Annotated in this window: 14 protein-coding genes; 8 read left to right on the top strand and 6 right to left on the bottom strand. The window is 38.6% G+C overall.

Annotation, left to right across the window (positions count from 1 at the left end; translation table 11 throughout):
- Window positions 1–109 precede the first annotated feature (109 nt).
- From pgpB to BO26_RS00495, 7 genes are all read left to right on the top strand, one after another.
- Complete coding sequence (gene pgpB / locus BO26_RS00525) at window positions 110–853, top strand: phosphatidylglycerophosphatase B (protein WP_051690816.1); 744 nt, start codon at window positions 110–112, stop codon at window positions 851–853.
- 176 nt (window positions 854–1,029) lie between these two features.
- Entirely contained in the window at window positions 1,030–1,329 is a 300-nt protein-coding gene (locus BO26_RS00520; protein WP_036768077.1) for a LapA family protein, read from the top strand.
- A 6-nt stretch (window positions 1,330–1,335) separates the two neighbouring features.
- Entirely contained in the window at window positions 1,336–2,505 is a 1,170-nt protein-coding gene (gene lapB, locus BO26_RS00515) for a lipopolysaccharide assembly protein LapB (RefSeq protein ID WP_036768076.1), read from the top strand.
- Between the two features lie 44 nt (window positions 2,506–2,549).
- Entirely contained in the window at window positions 2,550–3,296 is a 747-nt protein-coding gene (pyrF, locus tag BO26_RS00510) for an orotidine-5'-phosphate decarboxylase (protein ID WP_036768075.1), read from the top strand.
- Window positions 3,286–3,612, top strand: a complete 327-nt coding sequence (gene yciH, locus BO26_RS00505; RefSeq protein ID WP_036768074.1) for a stress response translation initiation inhibitor YciH — start codon at window positions 3,286–3,288, stop codon at window positions 3,610–3,612. The genes pyrF and yciH overlap by 11 nt, the downstream gene beginning before the upstream one ends.
- 386 nt (window positions 3,613–3,998) lie before the next feature.
- Window positions 3,999–4,604: a TetR/AcrR family transcriptional regulator gene (locus BO26_RS00500; RefSeq protein WP_051690815.1), complete on the top strand. Its 606-nt coding sequence runs from the start codon at window positions 3,999–4,001 to the stop codon at window positions 4,602–4,604.
- Window positions 4,605–4,628: 24 nt separating this feature from the next.
- A complete protein-coding gene (locus BO26_RS00495) occupies window positions 4,629–5,108 on the top strand; it encodes a nuclear transport factor 2 family protein (RefSeq protein WP_036768073.1) in 480 nt (159 codons plus the stop codon).
- Between the two features lie 142 nt (window positions 5,109–5,250).
- On the opposite strand, the gene BO26_RS00490 is transcribed toward BO26_RS00495, so the two are convergent.
- Entirely contained in the window at window positions 5,251–6,531 is a 1,281-nt protein-coding gene (locus BO26_RS00490; RefSeq protein WP_036768072.1) for a type II toxin-antitoxin system HipA family toxin, read from the bottom strand.
- Window positions 6,528–6,887, bottom strand: coding sequence for a helix-turn-helix domain-containing protein (locus BO26_RS00485; protein WP_036768071.1), 360 nt, complete (start codon window positions 6,885–6,887; stop codon window positions 6,528–6,530). The genes BO26_RS00490 and BO26_RS00485 overlap by 4 nt, the downstream gene beginning before the upstream one ends.
- Before the next feature lie 409 nt (window positions 6,888–7,296).
- Between BO26_RS00485 and BO26_RS00480 the strand changes: the two genes are divergently transcribed.
- Window positions 7,297–8,646, top strand: a complete 1,350-nt coding sequence (locus tag BO26_RS00480; protein WP_036768070.1) for a Fic family protein — start codon at window positions 7,297–7,299, stop codon at window positions 8,644–8,646.
- 117 nt (window positions 8,647–8,763) lie between these two features.
- Here the strand turns inward: BO26_RS00480 and BO26_RS00475 are convergent, their stop codons facing one another.
- From BO26_RS00475 to BO26_RS00460, 4 genes are all read right to left on the bottom strand, one after another.
- Window positions 8,764–13,665, bottom strand: a complete 4,902-nt coding sequence (locus BO26_RS00475; protein ID WP_036768069.1) for a putative adhesin — start codon at window positions 13,663–13,665, stop codon at window positions 8,764–8,766.
- 545 nt (window positions 13,666–14,210) lie between these two features.
- Window positions 14,211–15,185 carry a YopT-type cysteine protease domain-containing protein gene (locus BO26_RS00470; RefSeq protein ID WP_036768068.1) on the bottom strand — a complete coding sequence of 325 codons (975 nt, stop codon included), beginning with the start codon at window positions 15,183–15,185 and terminating at the stop codon, window positions 14,211–14,213.
- 111 nt (window positions 15,186–15,296) lie between these two features.
- Entirely contained in the window at window positions 15,297–15,545 is a 249-nt protein-coding gene (locus BO26_RS00465; RefSeq protein WP_036768067.1) for a hypothetical protein, read from the bottom strand.
- 229 nt (window positions 15,546–15,774) lie between these two features.
- Window positions 15,775–16,674 carry a Pvc16 family protein gene (locus tag BO26_RS00460; RefSeq protein WP_036768066.1) on the bottom strand — a complete coding sequence of 300 codons (900 nt, stop codon included), beginning with the start codon at window positions 16,672–16,674 and terminating at the stop codon, window positions 15,775–15,777.
- Between the last annotated feature and the right edge of the window lie 14 nt (window positions 16,675–16,688).

Here is a 16,688-nt window from a genome sequence, read left to right as displayed (position 1 = left end):
GATCTGTGAAAATTTTTAAATAATTATATGTAAGTAAGCGTTATAACATCAGCATGTTAAGTTATAAACTGACTTCTAAAATGCATGTAAAAGTAATTGGGTATCAGACATGAGTCAATTCATCAAGCCTATTGTTGTAGCAACACTGATTTTATTACTTCCATCTGTAGCAGTATTGGTAGAAGGATGGCAATGGCAACCTATGAAGGAGAGTCAATGGCTTGAAATACTGTATTGGATCACGGATACCTCTGCTGTTCCATGGGCTTATTGGGTTTCTCTATTTTTTATTTTCTGGCTGTTATTATTGTTCCGTATTCCGGCCAAACGGGGGATAATATTGGTTGTAATTGTTACAGCGGGGCTTTTAATGGGACAGGGAATAAAGATATTAATTAAAAATACGGTTAAGGAGCCTCGTCCCTATGTCGTCTGGCTGGCAAAAAATTACCAGGTACCAACAGGTGAATTTTATCAGTATCAGCGAAAACAGCGAGCTAAGTTACTGGAACAGCATCTGAAAACCGATCATCGTATTCCTCAATGGCAACTCATTCACTGGAAAAATGAAACAGGATATGCATTTCCTTCGGGACATACTCTGTTTGCCGCGAGTTGGTCGTTGCTTTTAGTCGGTTTTTTATGGCCTCGCCGTCGTTATATTTTATCCTCGATAGTGACGATATGGGCGGTCAGTGTTTTGATTAGCCGAATGGCGTTAGGTATGCATTGGCCGCAGGATCTTATTGTGTCAACGTTAATTAGTGCGGCATTGGCGATGGTTATGTGCTATCTCACAGAAAAATGGCGCTTGATTAACGATTATAAGTGCCTATTTCAAATAAGGTTTTAATATGTAATTGCTTCCTGTTTACACTACGTTAATGAGACAGCATTAAGAAAAGGGGGAAAGGAGCATTTATCGTGATAAATTGCTTCCTTTGTCCAGACTGGAAATGCTAATTTAACGAGCCGTTAGGCCGGTTATTTGGCATAATATCCACGCAACGATAGATAACAGGAAAAAACGTGAAATATTTTCTGATTTTATTACTGGTATTGGTGATCTTTGTCATCTCTGTGACTCTTGGCGCAAATAATGATCAGATTGTTACTTTTAACTATCTGCTTGCTAAAGGGGATTACTCTGTATCTACACTTTTGGCCGTATTGTTTGCTAGTGGTTTAGTATTAGGCTGGGTTATCTGTGGATTATTCTATCTTCGTGTTCGTTTGTCATTAAGAAGAGCAGAACGTAAGATTAAGAGATTGGAAACACAACTGGAGCTTCCGGTTGATCATTCATCGCCTATACTTAATAGGGAATAAACTCCTATGTTAGAGCTGTTGTTTCTGTTGCTTCCCGTGGCCGCTGCTTATGGTTGGTATATGGGGCGCAGAAGTGCTCAACAGGATAAGCAACAAAATGCTGATCGCTTGTCACGAGAATATGTCGCAGGGGTTAACTTTCTCCTTTCAAACCAGCAGGATAAAGCAGAGGATCTGTTCCTTGAAATGCTTAAAGAGGACAGCTCTGCTTTTGAAGCTCACCTGACGTTGGGGAATCTGTTTCGTTCCAGAGGGGAAGTGGAGCGGGCTATTCGTATTCACCAATCTCTTATAGAAAGTGCCTCTTTAACATTTGAGCAGCGCTTGCTTGCAGTCCAACAATTAGGTCGTGACTACATGTCAGCGGGTTTATATGATCGCGCTGAAAATATGTTTGCTCAATTAGTGAATGAAAAAGAATTTCGGCAAAATGCCTTTCAATCGCTGCTGGTTATTTATCAGTCAACCAGTGACTGGAAAAAAGCGATTGATGTTGCTGAAAAATTAGTTAAATCAGGTAAACATGAGTTGCGGCAAAAAATTGCCCATTTTTATTGCGAGCTGGCTTTACAAGAAATGAGTAGCGATGATCTTGATGAGGCTATCGGTTATCTCAATAAAGCGGTTCAGGCAGATAAAAATTGCGCCAGAGTTTCTATTATGTTGGGACGTTTGTTTATGGCCCGACAGGAATACACCAAAGCGGCGGATGCTTTGAAATCTGTTCTTGAGCAGGATAAAGAACTTGTCAGTGAATCGTTGCCTATGCTCCAGGAGTGCTATCAGCACCTGAATCGGGGTGATGAATGGGAAAGTTTCCTGAGACGTTGTGTGGAAGAGAATAGTGGTGCAATGGCTGAGCTTATGCTGGCTGATATTATTGAACAGAAAGAAGGGCATGAAGTTGCGCAGATCTATATCAACCATCAACTGAAACGTCACCCGACAATGCGCTTGTTTTGTCGTCTGATGGATTACCATCTGGCTGAAGCAGAAGAAGGCCGGGCGAAAGAAAGTATTGTTCTGCTGCGGGACATGGTTGGTGAACAAATTCGTACCAAACCTGATTATCGTTGCCGCAAATGCGGTTTTACTTCTCATTCACTTTATTGGCACTGTCCGTCATGTCGTTTGTGGGATTCTATTAAACCTATTCGTGGGTTGGATGGTCAGTGACAGTGTCACAGTAATATTTCTTTGTTGGTCAAAAAGGTTAAAAAATGATATCGCATACCTTAACATCACCTGGTAAACAGATTAGCTCGCCTGTAATTGTTGCTTTAGATTACGACAACCAAGATTCTGCATTGGCTTTTGCCGACAAAATTGATCCACAGGATTGCCGTTTAAAAGTGGGTAAAGAGATGTTTACCCTTAATGGCCCTCAATTTGTTAAATCGCTACACCAACGTGGTTTTGACGTATTTCTGGACTTAAAATTCCATGATATTCCTAATACTACCGCCAGAGCAGTGGCTGCGGCGGCTGAAATGGGGGTTTGGATGGTGAATGTACATGCCAGTGGTGGTGCCAGAATGATGGCTGCGGCGAAAGAAGCTCTACTACCTTATGGCAATGATGCACCGTTATTAATTGCGGTCACCATATTAACCAGCATGGAACAATCAGATCTTCAAGACATTGGTCTTACTATTACGCCCGCGCAACAGGCTGAAAGGTTGGCAAAACTTACTCAGGAATGTGGGCTGAATGGTGTAGTTTGTTCTGCTCATGAAGCTCAACAATTGAAAAAGGTTTGCGGTCAGGACTTCCAATTAGTCACTCCGGGAATTCGCCCGTCAGGCAGTGATGCCGGTGATCAGCGCCGTATAATGACACCAGAACAAGCAGTATTGGCTGGTGTTGATTATATGGTTATTGGGCGTCCAATTACTCGCGCAGCCGATCCTGCGGCAGCATTGCGTCAGATTAATCAATCTATAGCAGGAGCTTGTGATGCAAGATAATAATTCGCGTCTGGTCTATTCCACAGACAGAGGCCGTATTCAGGAAGAAGAGGTTAAACCTCAGAGGCCAAAAGGTGATGGTATTGTACGTATTCAACGTCAAACCAGTGGCCGTAAAGGAAAGGGGGTTTGCGTAATTACTGGCATTGATGCGGATGATCAGACACTGATCAAACTGGCGGCTGAATTAAAGAAAAAATGTGGCTGTGGTGGTTCAGTAAAAGATGGCGAAATAGAAATTCAAGGTGATAAGAGAGACTTATTGAAACAATTACTTGAAGCTAAAGGGATGACAGTTAAATTGGCTGGTGGTTGACAGAAGGGCGGATATTCGCCCTTCATTGATAATATTACCAAATATTTAAATTGAAAATTATTTATAATAAAGAGAAGCAATAAATTATTGTAAATTTCCATAATAATTTAATGATATTATTCGTCTATTCTTTAAGAATAATTTTCTATTTTTCACTGATATATTTTTGCAAGAATTTTTAGTAGGGAATTTAATATTATTTTTTAATTTTCTTTATTTCAGGCCGATCTTATGTGGGAATGAATATACCCAATAGATTTCAAGTTGCAGGGCGGCGGCAAGTGAACGCAGCCAACAAAGCAGCAGCTTGAAAGATAACAGATATAATTGTTTTTAAATCATATGGATAACAATTTAAATCTATTTTTTTAGTAAAGAGGTTGACTATGGAGAATGATCGTTCTACCATGAAAAACATGGAAGGTGAGCAGATACCCAACATCAGGGAAAACATGTTGGATGCTGTAGAGGAATTGATTTACACCAGGGGGATTGCTGCGACAGGTATCGATCTTATAACGCGCACCACAGGTTCTTCACGTAAGACAATTTATCGTTATTTTGGTACGAAAGATGGCTTGGTCGAAGCGGTTCTTCGCCGGCGAGATGAACGCTGGATGCGGTGGTTTACCTCATCAATAGCCGAATATAAAACGCCTAAGGAAAAATTATTAAATATTTTTCTGGTATTACAAACATGGTTCGAAAGTGATGATTTCAGAGGATGTGCATTTATCAATACATCTGGTGAACGCCTTAATCCTGATGATCCTGTAAGAATAATTGCTAAGGAACATAAAGAAAAAGTTTTTACTTATGTTCTCTCTATTTGTAAAGAAATATCACCAGATTCATCGGTAGATTTAGCGAGGAAATTTCTACTTTTGATAGAAGGGGCTATTACCATAGCTCATGTAATGAGTGATAAGAATGGTGTTTGGGATGCGATGAATATTGCGAAAGTATTATTAAGTAAATGCGATGTGAGTTAACGAAAAAATTAATGAGGAGACAATATGTCTGATATAAAAGAAATTCGCCAGCCGGTACCCCCATTTACCCGGGAAACGGCTATTCAGAAAATTCGTTTGGCTGAAGATGGCTGGAATAGCCGCGATCCTGAGAAAGTATCATTGGCTTATTCATTGGATACCCATTGGCGTAATCGGTCTGAATTCGTTTACAGCCGTAAGGAAGCGCAAGAATTTTTAACCAGAAAATGGCAAAAAGAGCATGAATATCGGCTGATCAAAGAGCTGTGGGCTTTTACTGATAATAGAATAGCGGTTCGTTATGCTTATGAATGGTGTGATAATTCCGGCAATTGGTTTCGCTCATATGGCAATGAGAACTGGGAATTTAATGAAGAGGGTTTGATGTATAATCGCTATGCTTGCATTAATGATCTTCCAATAAAAGAGTCTGAACGAAAATTCCATTGGCCTTTAGGACGTCGCCCTGATGATCATCCCGGATTATCTGAGTTAGGGTTGTGATTTAACCGTAGTATATACCCAATACCATGGGTTTGGCTGCCACTCTTTTCCGGTAATGGGCGGATGCTGCTGCCGATATGCGGTACTCTCTGCCGCCGGATTCTGATTAACAGAAGAATCCGGCAGGTTTGTACCCTGGAATTTATCGTTTAAGGCAGGATAGATTTCGGTTAATGCAGTTCGTGACCTGATGAAGTTCATCATCGGGAATATCATCAGTTACATTCCGTATAGTATGAGTGAAGTTGGTGGCGACATCTGCTACTTCATCAATAATTCTGTTCATTCTGGCCGGTGCGATGCCTGCATTATCGGCAACCTTCAACAACATGGTGCGAGTGATATCCATTCCGTGACCGGTCACTGAGGTTTGATGTTGTCCGCCGGGACCGTCCGCAAAGGTCAAATCATAGGCAGGGGACACGACCCACTCATTGCTTTCATTCAAAATGAAGGAGAAATTCTTCACATGATCATCACGATTATGCATCAACACGTTGAACACCATACGCCGGGCTTGGATTTCTCGCTCAACAACAGAGCGCGTGATGAAGCCCGTCGCCCGTAAGATATCTATGTAATCCATACAAGGTAATCGAAAGTCGGCATGTAGGGCGCCGGCCATACTCAGTACTGGTATTCGTATTCCATTCTCACGATCAAATCGCTGGACACCGAATGCAGCGAGTCCCCCTTCAAGGCGGAAATAGCGACTTGTGGGGAAATTAATGCCCGCCATTCTGGCAGTACAGGCATACGCTTCTTCAAGGGCACAGACCCAAGGATTTTCCTCTGCTGCGGGGAATTTGACCAACCAAGGCTCACTCCCTGGGAACGCAGTCGTTTTCATTTGGCCGGTGGATGAATTATATTCTACCTGCGCTTTTGGTCTGGCTCCATGAGGCGATCCGCCAAGCAGGAAAAGTTCACGCAGTGCTTCTGAGTCCTGACCCGTTACTTCCTTACGGATTTGCCTGGCCAGCCCGGTCAGGTTCAGAATACTGTATTTGTCTTCTTGGTCGTCTGGTAAAGGTAGAGCCGGTTGATAGGTCAGAGCTCCCATCGTGTTATCGCCTAGCAATGCAAGACGTTCCAGAACGGAAATTCGCCCAGGATCGACATGATTACGGCGAAGGAACCGGTCCATAAGCAGTCGGCCCCATCCATCCGGCAGGGAATCTGCGATGAAGCCAGGGAGCCAGTCCTGAAAGTGTTCAAAATTCGCGTAAGTATTCGTGGAAAGCGGTAGTTGCAGAGGCGAGAATTCGATGCCGCTATCAAGTGCTTTGTGGGTGTACTCAAATAAATAGCGGGAATGCGCGGTACTTTCGGCCAGATGACCCAACACCCACTGTTCTCCATGACCGTTGTAGATCACTTGTAGTCGGTCCAGTGACCGGTACTGAAAGCTTCGAGTCGTCATTTTTTTGCGTCCCCTGATTGATGAGCGCGGCTACTGCCAGAGAGTTTCCGAGACGAACGTTGGATTCGAGCGCGCTGGCGAACCGGTGCCTTCATAGCTTCGAGCTGTGCAATGCTGATCTGTTGTGGCACAAACAGGGACTTCACTTCATTCTCCAGCCGCAGAGCAAAGATGACTTTCATGAAATTCTCAAGTGTGCCTCGTCCGCTGCTTTCAAGTTTTTTGAGCGCTGAGACGGAAATACCGCTCCGGATCGCTAGTTCTGTTTGGAGCATGTTACGCCGCAGCCGATGTTCCCGGAGGCGGTGCCCAAGTTCTGCTAGCAACTCTGATTCGGTATGAAATATTAGAGTCACAAATACACCTCTTAAGGTTAAATTTTATAGTTAAGAGATTTCATTATATCTCTTATTTTACAAAAATTTGATATAAAATGATAATAACTTAAGGGTTCTATTTGAAGCTTATAATGGCGTTTAAGATGCTTTAAAGTTTTATATAAGTCCTTTATTGAAGAAGTGTCAGCGATATACCAGCCTGCTGGTGGGTTCATCAGCTAAATTTTCAGTCGATCATTTTCCGATCGCTTCTCTTAAAGAGGGTAGCCTTCTGAGATTGAGGGCCCTTTAATCTCAATAAATCTCTGGGCTTCATTTTTATTGCCTCCGTTTCAAGCAGTTCATGAATCTGGTTTATTCGTGTTGACCTCCTTAAGGATTTATTGTCATATTTACCTATACATCAAATTTTAAAATGTGAGGTAGTATGGCAAAACATCCTGTAGAACAATCACCTAAGCTTGATTTCTCAAATTTAGATTTTGTTAGATTCGGGGAGTACCTCAATGAATATAGTATTGTTGATAAACAAGGAAGATACCTTCATTGGAGTCAGCTTAAGTGGCGAGTTCCTAGTAAAGAAGCTGAACACATCTGGTATGCGGTAAAGTTCTGTAGAGATCAGGTAAAAAAAAGTACGGGCTTATTTGATAAAAGCGGGAATGAGTTTAGTTTTTGTATACATGATTCATTAGAACCAAAGTTGCACAAAATTGTACAACTTGGTGCAGGTAAAGTAGCTGCAATTGCAGGATCTCAAGCATCAGATAATATTCAACAGAATTATTTAGTATCATCTTTACTGATGGAAGAAGCCATTACCAGCGCTCAATTGGAAGGTGCAGCAACTACCCGAGCTGACGCAAAAAAAATGCTAGAGGAAGAATTAGCACCCAGCACTCCTGATGAGAGAATGATTTTAAATAATTATATGTTATTAAAGCTAGCGGATAATAGAAAACAAGAACCTCTTACAAGGGATCTGATGCTTGAATTTCACAGAATAGCGACTAATGGTGTATCTGAAAATGAAAATATACTGGGGGAATTTAGATGCAGTAATGATATCTACATTGGAAATGATGACAATCCATTATTTTACCCGCCGAACTATCAGGATTTAGAAAATAGGTTAGAAGAATTATGTGCTTTTGCTAACGAAAACCATAATGGAGAAGATGGCAGGAAATTTATACTACCAGTAATAAAAGCGATTATTCTTTATTTTATGATGGGGTATGAACACGCATTTAGAGACGGGAATGGCAGAACTGCAAGGGCAATATTTTATTGGTATATGCTCAAGAATGGATATGATATTTTTGAATATATTTCAATAAGCAAGATTATCAAGGAGCACGCTAAAGACTATGGTATGTCATATCTTTATGTTCAAAAGGATTATGGGGATTTAACTTATTTTATCAATTTTAATGTTGATATTATTCTAAACGCATTTGATGAATTACAAGAGTATTTAAAAGTAAAAACAAAAGAATTCTATGAAATTGTCGATGTGTTGGAAAATTCAAAGTATAAAAGTAAGCTAAACTTCATTCAGAAAGATTTAATCAAAAAAGGTGTAAAAGAACCGGGAAGATTGTTCAAAGTGAAATCGGTTAAAAATATATATGATGTTAGTGAAAATACAGCCAGAAAATTACTTAGAGAGCTTGAGTCAATGAATATATTTCTTCCTATAAAAATAAAACGAACAACTCATTATATTGCCCCCGCAGATCTACGTAGCCGGCTAAATAAGATATCAAAATCGTAGGATGCTTTTTCTTACTCCCCACGGCGCGAGGCTGGATTCTAGTACAGTTTAAAATAAATGAGGCGAGAAAATATTTCTCGCCTCAATTTAGTGTTTCAAGTAATACAAAAAGACCTTTTAATTATCTATAAACAGGAAAGGGGCGATGCCGACGATTTCTTCTGTTATGAAATTATGATGCAGATTTACCGCAATAATCGAATAGATTATTGCACCATCGGCGGTGAATGTCGCTTCCCGTCGACGGCGTGAGAGAATTACAGTTGGTTCCAGTTTGGGTTCATAACCACCGCCAAGACCGGTATCATGAATTGATTTCATATTTATTCTGTTCAATTCTTCACGACAAGCAACAAAGGTTATTTCGTCATACTTGGACATTCTTTCGTCTGTTTTCATCAGAGCAAAAATATCGGACAATTTTTTACGGTTTCCTGCTTCTGGACTAACTAATAGTGCATCATATTTATGGGTACTCGTCTCGTCTGCTCTATTTTTCCATATTGCCGCCTTAACTTCCTCATCCGGCATTTTTTCATAATATTTGATACCATAATTTCTGACCTTACCGTGATTTGATGCATTGGCTTCTACTCCGGTAGCAAGTAAATAGTTTTCAACATCATCGGTAGCTATATTTTGAATATTGTTTACGGTAAACGTCTTATCACCTATTTTTACACTGCCCAAGCCTGCTTTGTTGCCCGATTCAATAGTCGCATAAGGTTGTACAGTAAAACCGCTATTACCCAATGTGACATCAAAAGGGGAATATAATGGATTTTCCGGTGCTTCCAATAATGTCTTGCCGTGAGGACCAAGAAACTGGATTGTTTTTCCTGCGGGGACTTGTGTCGCTGCACTATCAGAGAAAAAATATCCATGTGAACTCAGCATCAATTTATTCGCAGGTTCATTCGGTACCGTCCACAATTGGAATGCACCCCCGAGTTCAATTTTTTGTGGCTCAAATTGAGGATAGTTTTCTTTTAAAAGTTTAACCCTGGCTTCCGCTTTTGTTTTCCTCATATCACCAGTTCCAATATCTGCTTCTGGTTGCTTATTCGCTTTCCGCCATTCTCTTACTCTGTTTCGGTAGTCCGTTGCCGATTCGTTTGGCATTTTCTCAGGTTTTCCGCTGCCCACGCCCATTACATTTCGGTGTGATTCATTGATGTTTATTTTGGTCTTTGTCAGTGGGATTTGACTATCACCTTTACCAGAATAAGGTCGGATAACATACTCACTTTTGTTTTTAAATATGGCATATTCTGCTCTGAATCTATTTTCCGTCAATAAAGCGGAATTATTTTCCAGTAAATAATCGGAATCATTGAAATCAAATAATGTATTTTTATCGTTGACATAATATTTTGTTCCCACAATCCTTGATTCTTCTAGTAAAGAAAAACCACCACTGACTTTCTGATCAATCACTTTATTATCAATAGAAGTAAACCATGTTGGATAGCGATTATAGTAGATATGTAACATCTCGTGATATAAAGCGATAGCGGGTTCACGAGTGCGCCAGGGTTCGTCAATAAGTTTTTCTTCTGTGCCAATAAGATGATTCTCTGGATCAAAAGCAATGTGGCTGCCCGCATTATTATTGGCATAAAATTGTCCATTTTTTTCGCGTACAATGTCGTTCATTGTTGGAGGTTGGATATTTAAACCCTGTTTCTCAAGTTCCTGAATAACAATATTTCCAGATGGGATTTCATCTATTTCACTGAGTACACGAGTGACTTGATTAATGAATGTATCATTACCTGTTATTGTGATCCCGACCGGAGGAATATCTACATGGTTATTCTCTAATAACGATGTATACTGTACCGTTTTTGAGATATTACCTGAAGTGTATTTTGGTATCCTTGTGTTAGGTATTTCCTCGATAGCAAGGGCAATTTTATTTGCGACTAATTGGTTGGGTAATTGACTTTCAATGGGGAAAGTTTTTCTCAATAAATAGGGGAGTTCAGTTTTGATGGCATTAATTTTTTCAATCGAAATACTCGAATTGTTTTGTAACGGTAATATGACCTCACGTATCCAGGCTTGTTGAATACTCATTATTTCTGTGCTAAATATCGCTTTTTTATCCCCAGGCTTTAGCGATTTTTCGAAGAAATGGGTTAATGTGTCAGTAATATCTGATAGTTTATCAATATCATATCTTTCACAATCTTTGAATGCGGTATTGATATGAATAAATGCATCTAATATATTATCGTTATTAATATTGCTGTGTGCAGCTTCAAGTTCCTGATCTATTCTTTTACTTTGCTCCAGGATAAGAAATTTATTAGATACATCGGCATGAGTTACCCAATGCCCATTTTTATCTAATTTAACCGCGGGCCAATAACTAAATTGTTCGGGATAAGTCGGATTGACGACGCGCCAGGTGTGATTTGCATCATCCCATTTAACTTGATAGTTAGCACCAGCTTCCTTTATATAAAAGTTCTGTTTAACGGCTGTTTCTGGATTAGTAGGGCGTATTGAATAAATTCCTTTATATATTTCTCCGCCATTTGAATGAGGTACTATCTCCTCGAGTGGAAGATTACTGACTTTCCATTCATTTTTAAGTTTACCTAATCCTCGGGTACTTTTTCCGAAAATATCAGCGAAACTTTTTTCAAGTTTAATGCTATTTCTCATTGCACCGACTGCACTGATTACGCCCCGGTAAGTTAAGGTTAGTGTTGATCTGATAGGTAAAGGTTCGATTAAATCAATTAATCCACCAAGTATAATGCCAGAAGATTGACGTAAGGTGATTATTCCATGCTCTGGTAGTGTCCTGACAACCGCCGTAATTAAAGCTCTCCCGGTCAGACCGGCTTGTCTGAGGCGTAATGTGGTTTGTGTCACTTTTGCGGCCATTGATTCAGTTAATGACATACCCAAGGTAGCAACAACTAAAAGTACATTTGCTGTATCGAAGACAATTGAACCAATATCTTCTCCCGTTAATTCATATTCACTATCGGTCGTTGATTTATAGATAACATTATAGAAAGGAATAAGAATAGTGGTTGCTATATGCCAGCCAGAGGTAATATCCAGTGCTTGTTTGCTTTTTATTGCGATATCATTTAAACCTTGTTGTATTATCGTTGCCGTGACAGAAAGTAAATTCTCTTCTTTATAAAAATTAAATTTAGGTGAACCAGTGAAACTAATTCCTACATTCATTCCTGAAGTTATACCATAATAATCATTCCAAAATGCATTGTAAGAATTTTTATATCTGCTGGTTTCTGCGAAGCCACTTAAAGTCTTGGCCCTTTCATAACCCGTCGGGAAAAGTCTTTTTCCGGTGTTGACCATCATATTGGGCATTAATATTCCCATGCCTGTCTCCATTTTTCTTTCAATTAAAAATAATGCATTGGGTTTAGACATGGCACGTAAGGTCGGATTGCTATCAACTTGCTGCCGGGAGTATTTTTTTGCTTTCACGCCGCCTTGTATTGTTGAGATAACTAACCAATTACCTTGATACATTTTTATCATGGCGACATTTCCCATACCCTGTTCGACTGAATAGAGAAAAGCTTCTTCTGGTGGATTAACAATCTCTTCGGCAGTTAATTGCGCAGCGGGAGATGACAGTATTAATTTACTGAATGAAATGGATTCATAATGACTATATTTATTCTTATAAACATTAAATTGTTCATTAAAATTGTATTGTGAGTCAAATTTGTCTCTTTTTTTGAAATCAATAAAAGAGAAATATCCTGCTGGTTTTACATTATTTGTATTGAAAGGGTTAAGTTTTTTCTTGTCATTTTCAAATAATTTTATTGTTTCTAATGTGGAATAATTAAGTGCCTGTTCTACAGTAGCATTCTCTTTTCTCATTCGATAAATGATCGCTGCCGTTAAAATAATACAACCTTCCATTTCAATATGTTTTGATTCTTGAGAAAGAACATGATTAGTATCATATTGAATATTATGTTTTTTAAATAATGATTCAGCCTGCTCTTGGGAGAAAATAATATCTCGATAATCACCATGACCTTTAGTCATTTTTTCGACGTTAGGTGCAATTTGATAGAGTAGAGCGCCTAATGAAGATAAGATTAATAAATGATATTTAGCAGCTTGTAGTGTTTGCAGTTCAAAGATGTCTTGTTGGCTATATTCAGTACGATTTTGTTTTTTTAGTGCTATCTCTTCTTTGGCTAATTGGGCTAATAGTAGGTCATCGCCAATGTTAATACTTTTTTCTGTTTCTGGATAAGTAATAGGTATGCCTGGGTTAATATTATTCGTGGTAATTAAACTCGCTACTTTTTCAATCCCTTTTTTATAGGATTCGAAAAGATCTGTTTTATCTTTAATTCGTTGGTTATAATCTGATTTTTCTTTATCACCTAATTCTAGATTGCCATCTGACATGAAAGTGAGTAATGCATCTGAATAGACCTCATCGTCGATATCTCCTGTAGAGAATGCCTGACGATATATTTTCAGTAAAGGTTCTTCAGCATTGATACCAAGTTCTTCCCATATATCCACCTTGGTATTATTTGAGTCTGTTTTGTCCTGATTGATTTTTTCCAGCTTATCGTAAATTTCTATTTTTGCTGTTAAAATATTTATTGCTGTATCGATATCACTTGTATTATAAATTTTTATAAAAAACAGGTTGAATATATTATTAATATTATGCAGTAGCTCAGAATATTTTATTTCAGAATATTCATTGAAAACAGCTCTCACTGCATTTTTTAAAGTATGTTGTAATTCGGCTGAAAATTTGTGATAAGAAAACAAGTTTTCTATGATATATAAACTGATTTCTTTAATGTCAGAGGTTATCCAGACTGGATTATTTTGATTTTCTTTCATTAAGGAAATAGAAACCTTATTGTTATTTTTATTACCTTCTTGCTCATATTGCCAATATTTCCCATTGACTACAGTATATTCCTTGTCTTTTATCTGATAAGTATCGTGTTGAGTGACGATATCGTATTCGTAATTTGACATATAATCCTCCAGGTTGATTAATTTTATTATTTATATAACTGTCGTATTAAGCTGATTAACAAAGGTTACTCTTTGTACCAAAATATTATGTTGTAATTTCTAATCATAATCGTAAGGTAGAGTGATTATAATCAAACTGATGTAATATCAAATATCAATTAATAACAACAAAAAACTATTAATTAGTTCAATTATATATAAATGTTTATCTATTGTTTTTTATATACGGATGGCAGCAAATCAGTACAGCCGTTGAGAAAGAGGATGGAAAGAGATTCCTGGGTTAGGGGTATTGGTGAAAGCTCTCTGTGATAAGTTGTAAACAAGGTAAATGGTGAATATTTGTAAAGAAATGACAGGAGATGTTCTCAGTGAGGAGAGGAGACAGGGTTAAGTAAAGGTTGTGTGATGTGTAACGCCGCCGTGTATTTTTTCAGTGCCAATTTGCTATGACTACAGCAATACGAGAAAAAATCCCTGACAATATTGGCCAGAGATTTTTTTAGCAAAAATCGCCGTAAACTCTTGCCCGGTCGGGCGGGGTTTCAAGGTGCTTCAGGCGCGTAGTTGAAGACTTCAAATTCTTGCCCCAGACCGATTTCCAGGCTGTACCAGGATTTTGGCCAAAAATCGTCCGTAAACCAGTGAGAAAATGAGGTCTTATCTGGGAAGCTGAACTCACCGAAGTTGGGATCAAAAAAAGTGACACCTTTCTGGTCATCTACATAGGCTGCTACAGTATGTCCCGCCATTTTTCCTAAGAAACTGATCTTCTTGTAGCCTGAGCCTTTATCACCTGTATCCAGAATGGCGTGCAATAGGTCTTTTGTGCCTCTGTTACCGGTTTCACCTACGACTTTGGATGAGTGTTCGTCAGTGTCATCGTTTCTTTGTATGTTGGGTTGCATGCCTTGCGTGCCAAGCCAGTACTCTGTCATGGTACTTTGTTCATCATCCAGATAGCCGTCCATCTGTAACTGCTTAATGGAAAACAAAGTGTCGATATGAAATTTTCCCTTTTTACCCCCGACATAGAGTTGGTTGAAGATGCTGTCACCTTTGGCATGGGCGCTTATCCAGTGAGCAGATATAGATTCACAGACACCGCCTGAGGTATCTTTGTGTTTCATGATTTGGTCCAGGAAAGTACCTTTGGTTTGGGCAAATTTGAAGGTGACTTGACCACCGTATTTACTTGCCGAATTTCGCACTTTCCCTAATCTGGTTCTGACCCCGAAATGCATGAGCCTGTCCATTATCATGCTAGGGGAGAATCGACTCTCTTGGTTTTTTTGACCATCGGTGGTTAGCTCTCGGTCGAGCATAGAATGGCCCGGTAGGTTACGTTGTAGAGTGGCTGAGAAACGCTCGCGTAACCCGCGACTTTTTCTGTTAGTGTTTTGAAAATTAAGTTCCAATGGGCTAGTCATATCCATATTCTCCTCGTTATTTCTAATAGCATCATTTAACTTAATTGCTGAATTTCTCTGTTTTTCTTTCTCATTATATTCATGTTCCATATTATTACCTTTATATTAGCTAGTTGGCCATTCTTTCAATTTCTTATATTCAGCAGCTCTATCCAAATGTTTATCTTTGAGTTCTGTAAATAGATTACCATCCGGTGACACTTATACTTGATATTTTGTAATGGGGTCTTGTTTATCAGAAGCCATCATACGAATTGCACGGAATAGTTTCTCTCGACCGGTTCTATTAATAAAATCCTTGGGTGTTTCATATTCATCTTCCATGTTGGGTGTGTTTTGATTGTTTCTGGATAAATCTAATACGGGTGAAAACGGCTTTTCTTCATAATCATCTGACTGTGTTGAGCGTTTTCTTTTTCTATCATTAGTTTTACCGTATTCGTACACCATAATTATCACCTGTGAGTTTTTAATAAGAGGCATGTTGGAAATATATATATCTGTTATCTTTCAAGTTGCCTCTTTGTTGGCTGGGTATAGATTAATAAATACTATATGGATTGACTGTTGTCATTTTATTTTTTTAAAATAAGGTTTAGTGTATTTTAATATATAAATAAAGTGATTTTATAAAAAAATATTAATTGGTTCTGCAATGGTTGTTTTTATATAAATTAAATTAAAGATTTTGAACTCCTATTAAATGGTCATATTTATCTTCAGAAACAATAATGCCCATATTATTTATCCTGACAACGGCGCTATGACTATTCTTCCATGTTGTAAGAATACCTTTTATTCTGGATAAATAATCCCAATGGGTAATACCAGAAACTTCAAGAGATACGCTTTGATTATTCTGATTTTCATTATTTTTCTTAATGGGTTTGGTTGTCAGATTCACTTTCGCAAGGGCAAGGTGGATATCTTTTGTGCCACCTAAATCGGCATTCAATTTGTTAAATAAGGCTTGGTTGATTTGCGAATTATCCAGATTTGATTTTTGATCCACAGAAGTGGAAATTTGGCGAACGGGTTTGATGGCATCGTTAATGTTTTGCAGTTTTACCGGTGCGGTAATTGAATATAATAAAGAAAGGCGAGGGCGATTGCCGAGCGCTTGCCAAAAGTTACCTAAGCTATTTAGATTTTCTTGTGGTGGAATGACTCTGGTATAGGCTCCAGGTATTTTAGGTAATTGTCGGTTGTTAACCAATGCATTTAATATAGCCGTCATGACTTGTGCCGCTTGATTATTTGGTTGACTATCAGGGCTGTCACTGTCGCCTGGCTTATTTGAATGCCAGTAAGTAATTAAATAGTTATAATTGATATTGATCCATCCCGGCAATAATGAGCTGGTAGTGGGATTATAACTCCTTGGTTCAGCAGAGCGTAATTGTAGGTCTTCATGTATATCATAAAGAAATATACTGACTGTAGGGGTTGATGGAATTGAATCTATTTCGGGTAGATCGAAGCGGATATCAATATTAGTATTTAAATACTGAGATAAAATGTCATTTAATGCGTAATTAACTTCAATAATCGCATTATTAGGATTAATAATATTTTTCATATTAACTCCAATTC

It is taken from the genome of Photorhabdus australis DSM 17609, from assembly GCF_000711895.1.
GTDB classification, from domain to species: domain Bacteria; phylum Pseudomonadota; class Gammaproteobacteria; order Enterobacterales; family Enterobacteriaceae; genus Photorhabdus; species Photorhabdus australis.
This window is presented reverse-complemented; position numbering and strand designations above follow the sequence as displayed.

Bases quoted from the DNA above. Each gene is read 5' to 3' on its own strand.
- pgpB (WP_051690816.1), top strand. From the start codon at position 110: ATGAGTCAATTCATCAAGCCTATTGTTGTAGCAACACTGATTTTATTA.
- lapB (WP_036768076.1), top strand. From the start codon at position 1,336: ATGTTAGAGCTGTTGTTTCTGTTGCTTCCCGTGGCCGCTGCTTATGGT.
- pyrF (WP_036768075.1), top strand. From the start codon at position 2,550: ATGATATCGCATACCTTAACATCACCTGGTAAACAGATTAGCTCGCCT.
- yciH (WP_036768074.1), top strand. From the start codon at position 3,286: ATGCAAGATAATAATTCGCGTCTGGTCTATTCCACAGACAGAGGCCGT.
- BO26_RS00500 (WP_051690815.1), top strand. From the start codon at position 3,999: ATGGAGAATGATCGTTCTACCATGAAAAACATGGAAGGTGAGCAGATA.
- BO26_RS00495 (WP_036768073.1), top strand. From the start codon at position 4,629: ATGTCTGATATAAAAGAAATTCGCCAGCCGGTACCCCCATTTACCCGG.
- BO26_RS00490 (WP_036768072.1), bottom strand. From the start codon at position 6,531: ATGACGACTCGAAGCTTTCAGTACCGGTCACTGGACCGACTACAAGTG.
- BO26_RS00480 (WP_036768070.1), top strand. From the start codon at position 7,297: ATGGCAAAACATCCTGTAGAACAATCACCTAAGCTTGATTTCTCAAAT.
- BO26_RS00475 (WP_036768069.1), bottom strand. From the start codon at position 13,665: ATGTCAAATTACGAATACGATATCGTCACTCAACACGATACTTATCAG.
- BO26_RS00470 (WP_036768068.1), bottom strand. From the start codon at position 15,185: ATGGAACATGAATATAATGAGAAAGAAAAACAGAGAAATTCAGCAATT.
- BO26_RS00465 (WP_036768067.1), bottom strand. From the start codon at position 15,545: ATGGTGTACGAATACGGTAAAACTAATGATAGAAAAAGAAAACGCTCA.
- BO26_RS00460 (WP_036768066.1), bottom strand. From the start codon at position 16,674: ATGAAAAATATTATTAATCCTAATAATGCGATTATTGAAGTTAATTAC.